Source organism: Kocuria sp. UCD-OTCP (assembly GCF_000349605.1).
In the GTDB taxonomy this organism is placed as follows: domain Bacteria; phylum Actinomycetota; class Actinomycetes; order Actinomycetales; family Micrococcaceae; genus Kocuria; species Kocuria rosea.
Genome location: NZ_KB714683.1, coordinates 163,943 through 179,677, shown reverse-complemented (window position 1 = coordinate 179,677; position 15,735 = coordinate 163,943). Strand labels below are relative to the sequence as shown.

General features: G+C 73.6%; 15 protein-coding genes and 1 pseudogene. 14 read left to right on the top strand and 2 right to left on the bottom strand.

What is annotated here, in order from left to right; genetic code table 11:
* Positions 1-91 precede the first annotated feature (91 nt).
* Positions 92-1,477 (top strand): annotated as a pseudogene (locus H488_RS36845) (NAD-dependent succinate-semialdehyde dehydrogenase); the annotation flags it as partial.
* Positions 1,478-1,682: 205 nt separating this feature from the next.
* A complete protein-coding gene (locus H488_RS34460) occupies positions 1,683-3,266 on the top strand; it encodes a thiamine pyrophosphate-binding protein (protein WP_017834806.1) in 1,584 nt (527 codons plus the stop codon).
* A 112-nt stretch (positions 3,267-3,378) separates the two neighbouring features.
* On the opposite strand, the gene H488_RS34455 is transcribed toward H488_RS34460, so the two are convergent.
* Both H488_RS34455 and H488_RS34450 read right to left on the bottom strand, forming a co-directional pair.
* Positions 3,379-4,146, bottom strand: coding sequence for a cation diffusion facilitator family transporter (locus tag H488_RS34455; protein ID WP_017834805.1), 768 nt, complete (start codon positions 4,144-4,146; stop codon positions 3,379-3,381).
* Positions 4,147-4,503: 357 nt separating this feature from the next.
* Positions 4,504-5,037 (bottom strand): substrate-binding periplasmic protein, encoded by a 534-nt coding sequence (locus H488_RS34450; protein ID WP_237740475.1) that lies wholly within the window; start codon positions 5,035-5,037, stop codon positions 4,504-4,506.
* 218 nt (positions 5,038-5,255) lie between these two features.
* On the opposite strand from H488_RS34450, the gene urtA reads away from it, so the two are divergent.
* The 12 genes from urtA to H488_RS34390 all read left to right on the top strand — a co-directional run bounded on the left by urtA (position 5,256) and on the right by H488_RS34390 (position 15,608).
* Positions 5,256-6,512 (top strand): urea ABC transporter substrate-binding protein, encoded by a 1,257-nt coding sequence (gene urtA, locus H488_RS34445; protein WP_017834803.1) that lies wholly within the window; start codon positions 5,256-5,258, stop codon positions 6,510-6,512.
* Positions 6,513-6,572: 60 nt separating this feature from the next.
* Positions 6,573-7,457: an urea ABC transporter permease subunit UrtB gene (urtB, locus tag H488_RS34440; protein ID WP_017834802.1), complete on the top strand. Its 885-nt coding sequence runs from the start codon at positions 6,573-6,575 to the stop codon at positions 7,455-7,457.
* Complete coding sequence (gene urtC, locus H488_RS34435) at positions 7,454-8,647, top strand: urea ABC transporter permease subunit UrtC (protein ID WP_017834801.1); 1,194 nt, start codon at positions 7,454-7,456, stop codon at positions 8,645-8,647. The genes urtB and urtC overlap by 4 nt, the downstream gene beginning before the upstream one ends.
* On the top strand, positions 8,644-9,522 hold the full coding sequence (urtD, locus tag H488_RS34430) for an urea ABC transporter ATP-binding protein UrtD (protein ID WP_017834800.1): 879 nt from the start codon (positions 8,644-8,646) through the stop codon (positions 9,520-9,522). The genes urtC and urtD overlap by 4 nt, the downstream gene beginning before the upstream one ends.
* Positions 9,522-10,214 (top strand): ATP-binding cassette domain-containing protein, encoded by a 693-nt coding sequence (locus H488_RS34425; protein WP_017834799.1) that lies wholly within the window; start codon positions 9,522-9,524, stop codon positions 10,212-10,214. The genes urtD and H488_RS34425 overlap by 1 nt, the downstream gene beginning before the upstream one ends.
* Before the next feature lie 142 nt (positions 10,215-10,356).
* Positions 10,357-10,659: an urease subunit gamma gene (locus H488_RS34420; RefSeq protein WP_017834798.1), complete on the top strand. Its 303-nt coding sequence runs from the start codon at positions 10,357-10,359 to the stop codon at positions 10,657-10,659.
* A 31-nt stretch (positions 10,660-10,690) separates the two neighbouring features.
* On the top strand, positions 10,691-11,068 hold the full coding sequence (locus H488_RS34415; RefSeq protein WP_017834797.1) for an urease subunit beta: 378 nt from the start codon (positions 10,691-10,693) through the stop codon (positions 11,066-11,068).
* Complete coding sequence (gene ureC / locus H488_RS34410; protein ID WP_017834796.1) at positions 11,065-12,777, top strand: urease subunit alpha; 1,713 nt, start codon at positions 11,065-11,067, stop codon at positions 12,775-12,777. The genes H488_RS34415 and ureC overlap by 4 nt, the downstream gene beginning before the upstream one ends.
* A 65-nt stretch (positions 12,778-12,842) precedes the next feature.
* Positions 12,843-13,331 (top strand): urease accessory protein UreE, encoded by a 489-nt coding sequence (locus tag H488_RS34405; protein ID WP_017834795.1) that lies wholly within the window; start codon positions 12,843-12,845, stop codon positions 13,329-13,331.
* Positions 13,312-14,034, top strand: coding sequence for an urease accessory protein UreF (locus tag H488_RS34400; protein WP_017834794.1), 723 nt, complete (start codon positions 13,312-13,314; stop codon positions 14,032-14,034). Before H488_RS34405 ends, H488_RS34400 begins: the two co-directional genes overlap by 20 nt.
* 39 nt (positions 14,035-14,073) lie before the next feature.
* On the top strand, positions 14,074-14,727 hold the full coding sequence (gene ureG, locus H488_RS34395) for an urease accessory protein UreG (RefSeq protein WP_017834793.1): 654 nt from the start codon (positions 14,074-14,076) through the stop codon (positions 14,725-14,727).
* Positions 14,724-15,608 carry an urease accessory protein UreD gene (locus H488_RS34390; protein WP_017834792.1) on the top strand — a complete coding sequence of 295 codons (885 nt, stop codon included), beginning with the start codon at positions 14,724-14,726 and terminating at the stop codon, positions 15,606-15,608. Before ureG ends, H488_RS34390 begins: the two co-directional genes overlap by 4 nt.
* Positions 15,609-15,735: the final 127 nt, after the last annotated feature.

Below are 15,735 nucleotides of genomic sequence, written 5' to 3'. Positions count from 1 at the left end.
GCTGCCCGGTCCCCGCCCCGGGACCACGACGCCACCGACGCCGACGCCGACGCCGACGACGACACCCGATCATTCCCGAGGAGACCCCGCCATGACCGCTGACGCCCGATCCACCGCCCTGTCCTCCTACCGATCCGTCAACCCGGCGACCGGCCGGGTCCTGGCCGAGCACCCGACCGCCACCGACGCCCAGGTGCAGGAGGCCCTGGCCGGCGCCGACGCCGCGTTCCGCGCCTGGCGGACCCTGCCGATCGAGGAGCGGGCGGCCGTCGCGGCCCGCGTCGGGACGCTGTTCACCGAACGGGTCGAGGAGCTGGCCGCCGTCATCACCGAGGAAATGGGCAAGCCGCTCGCCGAGGCCCGGGACGAGGTCGCGTTCTGCGCCGAGATCTTCGCGTACTTCGCCGAGCAGGGCCCGGCCCTGGCCGCGGACCAGCCCATCACGGCCTCCGGCGGCGGCCGGGCGGTGGTCCAGAAGCGCCCCGTGGGGGTGCTGCTGGGGATCATGCCGTGGAACTACCCCTACTACCAGGTGGCCCGCTTCGCGGCCCCCAACCTGGTGCTGGGCAACACGATCGTGCTCAAGCACGCCGAGTCCTGCCCCCGGGCGGCCCTGGCCCTCCAGCAGCTCATGGACGACGCCGGGGTGCCGGCCGGCGCCTACGCCAACGTCTTCGCGAGCCACGACCAGGTCGCGGACATCATCGCCGACCCGCGGGTCCAGGGGGTGTCCCTGACCGGGTCCGAGCGGGCCGGGGCGAAGGTCGCCGAGATCGCCGGGCGGAACCTGAAGAAGGTCGTCCTCGAGCTCGGCGGCTCCGACCCCTACGTCGTGCTCGACACCGACGACGTGCGCGAGTCCGCCCGCGCGGCCTTCGCCACCCGCATGGGCAACACGGGCCAGGCGTGCAACTCCAACAAGCGGATGATCGTCATGGCGGACCTCTACGACGAGTTCGTGGCCGAGCTGACCCGCCAGGCCGAGGCGCTGACCCCGGGCGACCCGGCCGAGGCCGCCCCCGGGACCTTCGCCCCCCTGTCCTCCCGGGCCGCGGCCGAGGGACTGGCCCGTCAGATCCGGGCCGCCGTGGACGCCGGCGCCACTCTGCACGCCGGCGGGCGGCTGCTCGAGGGCCCGGGCGCGTACCTGGAGCCCACCGTGCTCACCGGGATCACCCCGGACATGGCCGCCCACCACGAGGAGCTCTTCGGCCCCGTGGCCGTGGTCTACCGGGTGGCCGACGACGCGGAGGCGCTCGCCCTGGCCAACGACACCCCCTACGGCCTGGGCGGGGCGGTCTTCAGCACGGACCCCGACCGGGCGCGCCGGCTCGCCGAGGGCCTGGACGCGGGCATGGCCGCCGTCAACGCCGCCGAGGCCGAGGGCGCCGAGATGCCCTTCGGCGGGGTCAAGCGCTCCGGCTACGGCCGGGAGCTGGGCCCGCTGGGCATGGACGAGTTCGTCAACAAGCGCCTGCTCTANTGCCCTTCGGCGGGGTCAAGCGCTCCGGCTACGGCCGGGAGCTGGGCCCGCTGGGCATGGACGAGTTCGTCAACAAGCGCCTGCTCTACGTCAAGGACCGGCCCGCCGGGGAGGGCTGACCGCCGGCGTCCGCCGCACGGCCCGCTCCACCCGCTCCACCCGCCCCGCACCACCCGCCCCACCCCCTGGAGGACCGCTCATGACCGCCCGCAGGACCACCGCCCGTGCCGTGCTGGAGACCCTCCGGGGCTACGGCGTCGACACCGTCTTCGGCATCCCCGGGACCCACTCGCTCGAGTTCTACCGCCCGTTGCGCGAGCTGGGCATCCGGGCGGTCACCACCCGCCACGAGCAGGGCGCCGCGTACGGCGCCGACGGGTGGAGCCAGGTCTCCGGGCTGCCGGGCGTCGTCATCACCACGTCCGGGCCGGGCCTGCTCAACTCGCTGTCCGGGGCGGCCACGGCCTACGCCGAGTCCCGCCCGATGATCATCCTGTCCCCCGGCCGTCCGGTGGGCCACGACTTCCGGGACATCGGCTCGCTGCACGAGACGAAGAACCCGTCCGCGGCCGTGGACGCGATCGTCGGCCGCAGCCGCCGGGTCACCAGCGGGGCCGAGGCCGTGACCATGGTCCACGACGCCTTCCGGGACTTCGCCCACTCCCGCCCCCGGCCGGTGCACATCGAGATCCCGCTGGACGTCCTGGAGGCGGAGCTCGACTACACCGACCGGCAGGTGGCCCCGCGCCGGCTCGGTGCCCCGCAGCCGGCGCCGGTCGACGACGTGCGCCGCGCCGCCGAGGTGCTGCGGGACGCCGAGCACCCTGTCATCCTCGCCGGCGGCGGCTCGCTGGCCGCCGGCGCGCGGCTGCTCGAGCTCGCCGAGCTGCTCGAGGCGCCGGTCATCACCACGACCAACGGCAAGGGCGCGATCCCCGAGCGGCACCGCCTCTCGCTGGGCGCCGACCTGCGCCTGTCCACCGCACACGAGTTCCTGCGCTCCGCCGACGCCCTGCTGGTCATCGGCTCGAAGGTGGGCGAGGCCGAGCTGTGGGGCGGGGACATCACGCCGCGGGGCCCGGTCGTGCGCGTGGACATCATGCGGGACCAGATGCTGTGCAACCTGGACCCGGACATCGAGCTGCCCGGCCACTCCGCGGCCGTGGTCCCGCAGCTCCTCGAGGCGATCGGCCCGCTCGCCCCGCGCCCCCCGCGCGACCTCACCGAGGTCTTCGCCCGGCTCGACGACGAGGGCCGCCGCACCGCGCCCGAGCTCGCGGCGCTCAACGAGACGATCATGGCGGTGGTGCCCGAGGACACGATCATCGGCGGCGACTCCTCCCAGGTCACCTACCTGGGCTCCACCACGTTCTTCCGCGCCCAGCTCCCGCACTCCCTGCTCTACATGGGGACCTACGCGACCCTGGGCTACGGCCTGCCCGCCTCGATCGGGGCGAAGCTCGCCGCCCCGCACCGGCCCGTGCTGTGCCTCGTGGGCGACGGCGCCCTGATGTTCTCGATCCAGGAGCTGATGACCGCCGTGGAGCTCGGCGTGGACCTGCCGATCGTGTGCGTGGACAACGGGGGCTACGGCGAGATCCGGCAGAACATGACCGACCGGGACATCGACCCGCTCGCCGTGGACCTGCGGCAGCCGGACTGGCCCGCGCTCGCGGAGGCCTTCGGCGCGGCCGGGTTCGAGGCCACCATGGAGAACCTGGCCGAGAAGGTCGTCGAGGCGCTCGCGGTCGAGGGGCCGAGCCTGGTGCACCTGAAGATCTGACCCCGCCGAGGGGTCCGGTTCCACCCACATCCCTGCCGAGGGGTCGCCTCCTGTCGGAACACAGCCCGGACGGCCTCGGGACGAGACCCCTCGCGCAGGGGCAGGGATCGGGTCAGCGCGGGACCTGGTCCTCCGGCAGCTCCGTCACGGGGGCGAGCACCACGTCCTCGATCTTCCAGTCCAGGTCCGCGCAGCGCTTCCGGGCGGCCGCGAGCTGCTCGAGCGTCGGGACGACCCCTTCGGCCGGGACCACGAAGGCCTCCACGTGGAAGACGTGGCCCTCGTCGCGGACCCGGACGCCCACGTCCTGCACCCAGGGCTGCTGGCGCAGCACGGTCTCCATCTCCTGGAGGAGAGGGTGCGGCGCGGCGTCGTCGTAGGTGGTCGGGCGGGAGTCCACGAGGTCGGCGACGGCCCCCTTGAGGTTCGTGGCCCCGTCCTTGAGGATCGATGTGGAGACCACGAGCGCCGCGACCGCGTCCGCCCACCACAGGCCCATCCCGATGCCCAGCACACCGACCGAGGTGGCCAGGCCGGTCATCCAGTCCGCCTTGTTCATGTCGGCGTCGGCGTAGAGCACCTTGTCGTGGAGCTCCTCCGCGAGCCTCATCTTCATCCGGCCCAGGACCACCGGCGGGATGCTGGTGAGCGTCATCGCCGCCACCATCAGCCACCCGGACCACACCGGCGTGCCGAACAGGTTCGTGACCCCGATCGGGGGCCGCTCGCCCCGCAGGAGCCCGGAGCCGGAGTCGACCACGAGGAACGCGCCCATCGCCAGGAGCGCGACCGCCGCCACGAGGTGGCCCACGCCCACGGAGCGGTGGTAGCCGTAGGGGTGGCGGGGCGTAGGGCGCCGGCCGGCGACGCGGACCGCCACGAGGAAGGCGAGGGGCGGCAGGAACGAGAGCGAGTCCTCGATCCAGGCGANCCGCCGCCACGAGGTGGCCCACGCCCACGGAGCGGTGGTAGCCGTAGGGGTGGCGGGGCGTAGGGCGCCGGCCGGCGACGCGGACCGCCACGAGGAAGGCGAGGGGCGGCAGGAACGAGAGCGAGTCCTCGATCCAGGCGACCTTCATGGCCTGGGACTGCCCGGCCACGAGCGCCACGACGGCCACGGTCACGGCGAGCACCCCGAGGGTGATCTTCTCCAGGCGCACCGCACGCGCCAGGGTGCGCGCCTGGGCGCCGGTGAGCTCGGTGGACCCGAACCGGGCCTTCGCCCCGGACTGCGACATCACCCCTCCTCCCGTTCCACCAGGAACGTCTCGAGCTCGGTGAGGAAGCCGTTCTCCCCCAGCCGGGTGGCCAGCACGATCTTCTCGGTGCGGCCGTCTCCCGTCTCGATCTCCGTGTGCGGGCGGGTCAGCGCGGCGTGCTTCTCCCAGGGGGACGTCTCGGTGAGGCCTGCGACGACGACGTCGAGGTCGCCGCCCTCGAGCGAGCGGATCAGGTGGCTCTCGGCGCCGGAGGTCCAGACGACCTCGGCGTCGATCCGCTCGGCGAACTCCTCGACCAGCTCGACCTCCACCCCCGAGGGACGGCCGCTGTCGGCGACCTCCGTCCAGGGCGGGCTCTCCGAGACCCCGGCCCGCAGCTCACCGCCGCGCACCCGGTCGAGGGTGCCCTCGGGGTCCTTCGGGAACCCGGAGCCGCACCCCGTGACCAGGGCCGCGGTCAGCACCGCCACCGCGAGCGGGCGCACCGAGGGGGACATCGCCGCACGACCTTTCCAAGCACCGGGGCGGTCCCGGCGGACCGCGCTCTCCATCGGTCCCGAGCATACGGAGTTGCGTCGGACGGCGCCGCTGCGGGACCGGTCGACACACGCCCGAAACCGGGCGCCGCGTCCGACATCGCCGGGAAACCTCTGCGCCGCACCCCGGAAATCCCGGCTGGCTAGCGTCGCTCCCATCCCGGCGGACCGGGTCCTGCCCGCAGGACCACCGCCCGGCACCCAGCGACTCCTCCCCCGGAAAGCAGGACGGCATGACGGTCCCCGCACGGCGCGCTCTGATCCCGGCCCTCGTGGCCGCCACGCTCCTCACGGGGTGCGGCGCGAAGTACGACCCGCAGCCGAGCGCAGAGGCGGCCCAGGCGCCCTCGAGCTCGTGCGTGGACACCTCCGGGAACAGCGTGAAGGTGGGGCTGCTCAACTCCCTCTCGGGCACGATGGCCGTGAGCGAGACGACCGTCAACCGTTCCCTGAACCTCGCGATCGAGGAGATCAACGCCGACGGCGGGGTGCTCGGCAAGGAGCTCGACCCCGTCACCGAGGACGGCGCGAGCGAGCCGACGGTGTTCGCGGAGAAGGCCGCCAAGCTGATCCGGCAGGACTGCGTGGCCGCGGTGTTCGGCGGCTGGACCTCCGCGAGCCGCAAGGCCATGCTCCCGGTCTTCGAGGCCCAGGACTCGCTGCTGTTCTACCCGGTGCAGTACGAGGGGCTCGAGGCCTCCCCCAACATCTTCTACACCGGGGCCACCACCAACCAGCAGATCGTCCCGGCCCTCGACCACCTGCGGGAGCAGGGGCACCGGCGGATCTTCCTGGTGGGCAGCGACTACGTCTTCCCCCGCACGGCGAACCGGATCATCAACGCCTACGCCGCGGCCCACGGCATGGAGGTGGTGGGCGAGGAGTACGTGCCGATGGGCTCGACCGAGTTCTCGACCATCGTCAACAAGCTCCTGGCCTCGGACGCCGACGCGGTGTTCAACACCCTCAACGGCGACTCCAACGTGGCGTTCTTCCGCCAGTACACCTCCGTGGGCCTCGAAGCCGGTGAGGTGCCCGTGGTGTCCGTGTCGGTCGCGGAGGAGGAGGTCCCCGGGATCGGCGTGGAGAACGTCGCCGGCCAGCTGACCTCCTGGAACTACTACCAGACCGTCGACACCCCCGAGAACGAGCGGTTCGTGCGGACGTTCCAGGACCGGTACGGCGCCGGGCGGGTCACGAGCGACCCCATGGAGGCCGCCTACACGTCCGTGCACCTGTGGCGGGCGATGGTCGAGAAGGCCGGGTCCTTCGACGTCGACGCCGTGCGCGAGGCCGCCGACGGGACCGTGGTCGAGGCCCCCGAGGGCACCGTCGAGGTGGACGGGGAGACCCAGCACGTCACCAAGACCCCGCGCATCGGCCGGATCCGCGAGGACGGGCTGATCGAGACGGTCGAGGAGGCCGCCGAGCCCGTGGCCCCCGACCCGTTCCTGACCGGCTACGACTGGGCCGACGGCGTCTCCGGCTGAGCCGCCCCGCCGCCGCCGGCACCGCCCCCGACGCCCCGCAGACCGAGAGAAGAGCCGTCCATGGAAGTCATCGTCAGCCAGTTGTCCGCCGGGCTCAGCCTCGGCTCCATCCTCCTCCTCGCGGCCGTGGGGCTGTCCCTGACCTTCGGGCAGATGGGCGTCATCAACATGGCCCACGGCGAGTTCATCATGGCCGGCGCGTACACCGCGTTCACGGTCCAGCAGGTGCTCGGCCACGCCGGGGTCTCCCTGCTGCTGTCGATCCCGATCGCGTTCCTCGTGGGCGGGGCCCTCGGCCTGCTGGTCGAGGGGCTGCTGCTGCGGCGGATGTACCACCGGCCGCTGGACACGCTGCTCGTCACCTTCGGGGTGTCCCTGGTCCTCCAGCAGGTGGCCCGGGACGTCTTCGGCGCCCCCAGCGTGGACGTGCGGCTGCCCGAGCTGCTGCAGGGCCCCGTGGAGGTCCTGGGCGTCCCGGTCCCGGCGTCCCGCGTGTTCCTGCTGGCCCTGGCCGTCATTGTGGTCGCCGCCCTCGCGCTCGTGCTCCACCGCACCTCCCTGGGCCGCCGGATCCGCGCCGTGGTGCTCAGCCGCGACCTCGCCGAGGTCAGCGGGATCTCCTCCCGGCGCACCGACCAGCTGACTTTCTTCATCGGCTCCGGGCTCGCCGGCGTGGCCGGGGTGGCGCTGACCCTCGTGGGCTCCACGAGCCCCACCCTCGGCACCACGTACATCGTGGACGCCTTCCTCGTGGTCGTCGCCGGCGGCATCGGCCAGATCCGTGGGGCCGTGCTCGCCGCGGCGGGCCTGGGCGTGCTCCAGGCCTTCGTCGAGTACTCCACGACCGCCTCGATCGCCAAGGTCCTGGTGCTGGTCGCCGTGGTCGCCTTCCTGCAGCTGCGCCCCCAGGGGATCTTCAGCGTCCGAACGAGAGGTCTGGCATGAGCACCACCAGCGCACCCCGTCCCGCCGCCGCGTGGCGCGACCGGCTCACCGGGCCCCGGGGGGCCGCCGCCGGGCTGGCCCTCGGCGCGCTCCTGCTGCTCGTCCTGGCCCCCCTGACCCTCGGCGGGTTCGGCCTGGGCCTGCTCGGCAAGTACCTGTGCATCGCCATGGTGGCCGTGGGCATCGGCCTGGCCTGGGGCCGCGGCGGGATGCTCACCATGGGCCAGGGCCTGTTCTTCGGCCTCGGCGCCTACATCATGGCCATGCACCTGCAGCTCGCGGACACCCGGCTGCTGGGCGAGCAGGTCCCCGAGTTCATGCGGCAGAACGGCGTCACCGAGCTGCCCGCCGTGTGGGCCGTGTTCGCCCACCCGGTGGCCGCCGTGCTCGGCGTGGTCCTGGTGCCGGCGGCGGTGGCCGCGGCCCTGGGCCTGGCGATCTTCACCCGGCGGGTCAAGGGCGCCTACTTCGCGATCCTGTCCCAGGCCCTCGCCGCGGCCTTCGCGGTCTGGCTGATCGGTCAGCCTGTCCTCACCAACGGCTCCAACGGGCTGAGCAGCTTCCGCTCCCTGTTCGGCTACGACCTCGCCGACCCGCGCAACCAGCTGCTCCTCTACCTCGTCACCGCGGCGCTGCTCCTGGCCATGGTGGCCCTCACCTGGCAGCTCCACCGCAGCCGGTGGGGCGAGCTGCTCGTGGCGGTGCGGGACCAGGAGGAGCGCGTGCGCTTCCTCGGCCGGGACCCCGCCCTCGTGAAGACCGCCGCCTACGTCCTGGCCGCGGTGATGGCCGGGATCGGCGGGGCGCTGTTCGTCCCCGTGGTGGGGATCGTCTCCCCCGCCGACGTCGGGGTGATCCCGTCCATCGCGTTCCTCATCGGCGTGGCCGTCGGCGGCCGCGCGACCCTGCTCGGGCCCGTGCTCGGCTCGATCGCCGTGTCCTTCGCCGAGACGTCCCTGGCCTCCGCGTTCCCGTCCTTCTGGGTGTACCTCCAGGGCCTGCTCTTCGTGCTGGTGGTCGGGTTCCTGCCCGGCGGCATCGCCTCGCTGCCCGGTGTGCTCCGGCGTCGTCGCCGCACCCCCGCGACCGCCCCCGGCGACGGCGACGGCCACGGCCCCGGAGGGGCCACCACCCCCGACGACCCCGTCCCCACCCCGGCAGCGGCCCTGGCCGCGGAGGAGGCCCGATGAACGCCGCCGCACGCCCCGAGATGCTGTCCGCGCGCCGCCCCGAGTGGAGGAGCTCCCTGCTGGGCCGCACCCCGCCGCAGCCCGGCGGGCTGCGCACCGGCCGCCCCTCCTACCTCGAGATCACGGACCTCACCGTGTCCTTCGGGAGCTTCACGGCCGTGGACGGCGTGGACCTCGTGGTCAACCAGGGCGACCTGCGCTTCCTCATCGGCCCCAACGGCGCCGGGAAGACCACCCTCATCGACGCCGTGACCGGGCTCGTCCCGGCGCGCGGGTCGATCGACCACGACGGCCACCAGCTGGTGGGCCGCAGGACGCACCGGATCACCCGGCTGGGCGTGGGCCGCACCTTCCAGACCGCGAGCGTCTTCGAGCAGCTCACGGTCCTGCAGAACCTCGACATCGCCGCGGAGGCCGGCCGCCCGCCCCTGTCCCTGCTCGCCGCCCGGCGGTCCGTGTCCCGGGAGGTGGAGGAGGCCCTCGAGATCATCAACCTCTCCGCCCTGCGGGACGTCCCGGCCGGGGTGCTGGCCCACGGGCAGAAGCAGTGGCTCGAGATCGGGATGCTGCTCGTGCAGAAGGCGCAGGTGCTGCTGCTCGACGAGCCCGTGGCCGGGATGAGCCACGAAGAACGGGAGCAGACCGGTGAGCTGCTGCGCCGGATCGGCGGCGACCGGATCACGATCGTGGTGGAGCACGACATGGAGTTCCTGCGCCGCTACGCCACCTCCGTCACCGTGATGGCCGACGGCCGGGTGATCAGCGAGGGCTCCGTGGCCCACGTGCAGGCCGACCCGCGGGTCCAGGAGATCTACCTGGGCACCACGGCCACCGCCGCCGCCACCGCGGCCGACCCCCGGGAAGGGGACTCCTGATGCTCGAGCTCCAGGACGTGCACACCGGCTACGGCCGCACCGAGGTGGTCCACGGCGTGGGTTTCACCGTCGGCAGGGACGCCGTGGTCGCCCTCCTCGGCCACAACGGGGCGGGCAAGACCACGCTGCTGCGGGCGATCGTGGGCCTCAACAGGGTGACCTCCGGCCGGATCCTGCTCGACGGCGAGGACATCACCGGGCTCGGCGGGCACGCCCGGGTCCGCCGCGGCATGGCCTACGTCCCGCAGGGCCAGCGCTCCTTCGGCGGGCTCAGCGTCCGGGAGAACCTCCAGGTGGTGGCCGACGGCCGGCGGAACGGGCGGGCCGCCGTCGACCGGTCTCTGGCGATGTTCCCGGCGCTCGAGGGGCTGCTCGAGCGCCGGGCCGGGCTGCTCTCGGGCGGGCAGCGCCAGCAGCTGGCGATCGCCCGCGCCCTGATCACCGAGCCGTCCCTGCTGATCCTCGACGAGCCCACCGAGGGCATCCAGCCGTCCGTGGTCCAGGAGATCGAGCAGAAGATCCTGCAGCTGGCCGCCGGCACCGGGATCCGGGTGCTGCTGGTGGAGCAGCGGATCGGCTTCGCCCTGGGCTCGGCCACGGACTGGTACGTCCTGGACTCCGGGCGGGTCAGCGCCTCCGGCCGCGCCGGGGAGCGGGCCGAGGAGCACGCCCGGGCGGCGCTCGCCCTCTGAGCCGGCGCGGGCGCACGTGCCGGGGCGCCGGCCCGTGCGCCCGCGCCCCGGCACGTGCCGGAAACACCCGGTGAACCTCGCCGAAACACGGAGCCCCTACGGTGACGACTGTCCCTGAGCACCCGCCGTCCCGAGGAGAGCCGTGCACCTGACACCCCGTGAGCAGGAGAAGCTGCTGGTCGTCGTGGCCGGCGACCTCGCCCGGCGGCGCCGGGACCGGGGGCTGCGGCTCAACCACCCGGAGGCGGTCGCCCTGATCACCGCCGAGCTGCTGGAGGGCGCCCGGGACGGCCGGACCGTGGCCGAGCTCATGTCCTGGGGCTCCACGATCCTGGCCCGGGCGGACGTCATGGAGGGCGTGCCGGAGATGGTCCACTCCGTCCAGGTCGAGGCGACCTTCCCGGACGGCACCAAGCTCGTCACCGTCCACGACCCCATCCGCTGACCCGCCCGCCCCCGGCACCGAAGGAGCGCCCGTGATCCCCGGAGAGTACGTCCTGCGGCCCGAGCCCGTCGTGATCAACGCCGGCCGGCCCACCACGGAGCTGGACGTGGTCAACCGCGGCGACCGCCCCGTGCAGGTGGGCTCGCACTTCCACTTCGCCGAGGCCAACCCCGGCCTCGAGTTCGACCGGACGGCGGCCCACGGCTTCCGCCTGGACGTCCCCGCCGGCACCGCGGTGCGCTTCGAGCCCGGCGACCGCAAGCGCGTCCGGCTCGTCGCCCTGGCGGGGCGCCGCGAGGTCCACGGCCTCGCGAACCGGGTGAACGGGCCCCTCGACGCCCCCGGCACGGACGCCCCCGGCACCGACGGCGGCCCCCGCCCCGACGCTTCCGGGAAGGAGCAGGCATGAGCCACGAGATGTCCCGCGCCCAGTACACGAGCCTCTACGGGCCCACCACCGGGGACCTGGTGCGCCTGGCGGACACCGAGCTGTTCCTCGAGGTGGAGCACGATCGCACGGTCCCCGGGGACGAGGTGGTCTTCGGCGGGGGCAAGGTGATCCGGGACGGCATGGGCCACAACGGGCGGCTGACCCGGGACGACGGCGTGGTGGACACCGTGGTCACCAACGCCGTGGTGCTCGACGCCTCCGGGATCTACAAGGCGGACGTCGGCATCCGGGACGGGCACATCAGCGGGATCGGCAAGGCCGGCAACCCGGACATCATGGACGGCGTCGACATCCTGATCGGCGCCTCCACCGAGGTGATCGCCGGCGAGGGCCGGATCCTCACCGCGGGCGGGATCGACTCCCACATCCACTTCATCGGCGCCGACCAGATCGGCACGGCCCTGTCCTCCGGGATCACCACGATGTTCGGCGGCGGCACGGGCCCCGCCGAGGGCTCCAACGCCACCACGATCACCCCCGGCGCGTGGCACCTCGCCCGCATGTTCCGGGCCCTCGACGGCTACCCGATGAACTTCGGGCTGCTCGGGAAGGGCCACGCGAGCGCCGCCGAGCCCCTCGCGGAGCAGATCCGCGCCGGCGCCGTGGGGCTCAAAATCCACGAGGACTGGGGCGCCACCACGGCGGCGATCGACACGGCCCTGGGCGTGGCCGACGAGTTCGACGTGCAGGTGGCCATCCACACCGACACCCTCAACGAGTGCGGGTTCCTGGAGGACACGGTGGCCGCGATCGGTGGGCGCGTCATCCACACGTTCCACACCGAGGGCGCCGGCGGCGGCCACGCCCCGGACATCATCCGCATCGCGGCCCTGCCCCACGTGCTGCCGTCCTCGACGAACCCCACGCTGCCCTTCACCCGGAACACGGCGGAGGAGCACCTGGACATGCTCATGGTCTGCCACCACCTCAACCCGGACATCCCGGAGGACGTGGCGTTCGCGGACTCCCGGATCCGGCCCGAGACGATCGCCGCCGAGGACGTGCTGCACGACCTGGGCGTGTTCTCCATGACCTCCTCCGACTCCCAGGCCATGGGCCGCGTGGGCGAGGTGGTGCTGCGCACCTGGCAGCTGGCCGACCAGATGAAGCGGCGCACCGGGCCCCTGCCCGAGGAGACGGGCCGCGGGGACAACGCCCGGCTGAAGCGCTACGTGGCCAAGTACACGATCAACCCGGCGGTCGCGCACGGGATCGCCGACGTCGTGGGCTCGGTCGAGCCGGGCAAGTTCGCGGACCTCGTGCTGTGGGACCCGGTGTTCTTCGGGGTCAAGCCCCACGCCGTCCTCAAGGGCGGGCAGATCGTGCACTCGCTCATGGGCGACCCCAACGCCTCGATCCCCACCCCGCAGCCGCAGCTGATGCGGGACGCGTTCGGCGCGAAGGGCACCGCCCCGCACGCCAACTCCATCACCTTCATGTCCCGCGCCGCCGTCGAGGCGGGCGTCGGCGAGCGCCTGGGCCTGCGCAAGCGGGTGCTGCCCGTGGGCGGGATCCGCGGCCTGAGCAAGCAGGACATGCGGCACAACCACGCCACCCCGGAGATCGAGGTGGACCCGCAGACCTACGAGGTCCGCGTGGACGGCGAGCTCGCCACGTGCGAGCCCGCCGAGGAGCTGGCCATGGCCCAGCGCTACTTCCTGTTCTGACCGGTCCGCCGCCCGGGCCCGCACACCCTGAGACACCCCGAAGCCCCATGAGAGGACCCGCACCCGTGATCGTCGAAGCCGTCCTCGGCAACCTGGCCGAGCTCACCGAGCCGGAGCGCGCCGGCCTGCACCTGGAGCGGGTCGCGCTCTCCGGGCCCGAGCTGCGCAAGCGCGTCCAGCGGGTCGTGACCGACCACGGCACCGAGGTGGGGATCCGGCTGAGCTCGCGGCGGGAGCTCAGGGACGGCGACATCCTGCACCGGGACGGCCACAGCGCCGTCGTCGTCTCGACCCTGCCCACCGACGTCCTGGTGGTCGCGCCCGCCACGATCGAGCAGATGGGCTTCGTGGCCCACTCCCTGGGCAACCGGCACCTGCCCGCCCAGTTCCTCGGCCCCGCGGCCGGGGTCCCCGAGCTGCCCGGCCACGACGGGGTCATGGTGCTCCAGTACGACCACACGGCCGAGGCCTTCCTGCAGGGCGCCGGGGTGCGCTTCGCTCGCGTCGAGCGACAGATGGAGGTCCCCTTCCGCCATGCCGAGCACACCCACTGAGCACTCCCCCGCGGGCGCCGCCGGATCGCTCGCCGGGACGCTCGCCGTGCTGCAGCTGGCCGACTCCGCCCTGCCCACCGGCGCGTTCGCCCACTCCCTGGGGCTCGAGACCTACGTGGACGACGGCACGGTCCACGACGAGCCGAGCTTCCTGGCCTGGGTCCGGCACTGCCTGCACCACCAGGTGGTGCCGGCGGAGGGCTGGGCGGTGCGCGCGGTCGCCACGGCGGCCGAGGACGACGCCGTGTGGCGCGCCGACGACCTGCTGGCCGCCCAGGCCCTGCCCGTCCAGGTGCGGGACGCCGCGACCGCGATGGGCCGGCGGATGACCGACATCGGCGCCGAGAACTTCCCCTCCCCCCGGCTGCTGGCCTACGCGCAGCGCCAGCGCGCCGGGACGAGCCGCGGCAGTCCCGCGGTGGCCTTCGCGCTCGTGGGCGCCGGCCTGGGCGTGACCTGGGAGCAGCTGGCCGGCGCGTACCTCTTCTCGACCGTGACCTCCCTGACCCAGAACGCCGTGCGCGGCATCCCCATCGGCCAGAACGCCGGCCAGCGCGTGCTGCGCGCCCTGCACGAGGACGTCGCCCGCGGCGTCGAGCGGATCGGGTCCATGGCCGACCACGAGGCCGGAGCGACCAGTCCCGGCCTGGAGATCGCCCAGATGCGCCACGCCTGGCAACGGGCCCGCATGTTCATGTCCTGACCCACCACCGCACCGACCGCACCGACCCAGGAGCTCACCATGACCACCGTCTCCCCCGCCCCCTCCGCGCCGACCGGCCGCGGCCCCGTGCGCATCGGCGTGGGCGGGCCCGTGGGCGCCGGCAAGACCCAGCTCGTGGAGCGGGTCACCCGGGCGCTGATCCACGAGGTCTCGATGGCCGCGATCACCAACGACATCTACACGATCGAGGACGCCAGGATCCTGGCCCGCAACGGCGTGCTGCCGCTGGACCGGATCGTGGGCATCGAGACCGGCGGCTGCCCGCACACCGCGATCCGCGAGGACACCTCGATGAACGAGGCCGCGATCGAGAAGCTGTGCGCCCAGCACCCGGACCTGCAGATCGTGTTCGTCGAGTCCGGCGGGGACAACCTCTCCGCCACGTTCAGCCCGGAGCTGGTCGACTTCTCCATCTACGTCATCGACGTGGCCCAGGGCGAGAAGATCCCCCGCAAGGCCGGGCAGGGCATGATCAAGTCCGACCTGTTCGTCATCAACAAGACCGACCTCGCCCCGCACGTCGGCGCCGACCTCGACGTCATGGCCGCGGACTCCGCCGTGTTCCGCAAGGACCGCCCGTTCTGCTTCACCAACCTCCGGACCGACGAGGGCCTCGAGCGGATCCTCGCGTGGATCCGGCACGACGTGCTGATGCTGGACATGGTCCCGTGACCGCCGCCGCGCCCGCCGCCGCGGCACCCGGCCGGTGTGCCGCGCCGGCCTCCGCGCCGACGGGCCGGCTCGAGCTGGTGCTGGTGCCCCGCGGGGACCGGACCGTGGCGGCCCACCAGTTCCACGCCGGCGCCCTGCGCGTGCTGCGCCCGCACCACCTGGACGGGTCGGGGCAGCCGTGCTTCGTCGTCGTCAATCCCGGCGGCGGGTACCTCGGCGGGGACCGCTACGAGCTGGACGTCACGGTCGGGGCCGCCGGCACCGCTCTGGTCACCACCCAGTCCGCGACCAAGGTCTACCGCACCCCGGCCGCCCCCGCCCGCCAGGACGTACGTCTCGCGCTCGGTCCCGGCGCGGTCCTCGAGTACCTGCCGGACCAGCTCATCGCCTACGAGGACGCCGACTACGTGCAGTCCACGACCGTGACGATGGACCCCTCGGCCTGCCTCGTGGCGGGCGAGGTGGTCACCCCCGGGTGGGCGCCGGACGGCACCGTCTTCCGCTACCGCGGCGTGGTGCTGCGCACCGAGGTGCTGATGGGCGGGCGCACGGTGGTCCTCGACAACCTCCGCCTGCGCCCGGGCGAGGATGCCGTGGCCGGGCTCGGCTTCCTGGAGGGACGCACGCACCTCGGCTCCCTGCTGGTCGTGGACCCCCGGGCGGACCGGGAGCTGGTGGAGGAGGTCCACGGCCTGCTCGCCGCGGCCGAGGCCCGGGTGCCGGGGCTGCGGTGCGGGGTCTCCGAGCTGCCGGTGCCCGGCCTCGTGGTCCGCGCCCTGGGCCCCGGCTCCGCGGAGCTCACGGACCTGCTCCTGGACGTCTCGGCGCTGCTGCGCGCGCGGTGGACGGGACAGCCGCGCGTGGCGCTGCGGAAGTACTGAACCCCGCCGGCCCTCCCTCCGGGCCCGGGGCGGCCCCCGGGACCGAGGAGAGGACATGGGACGTCAACCCGCCGGAAACGCCGCGGCCACATGCCGGGACGAGGATGGGGGAACCGGGCGCACGAGA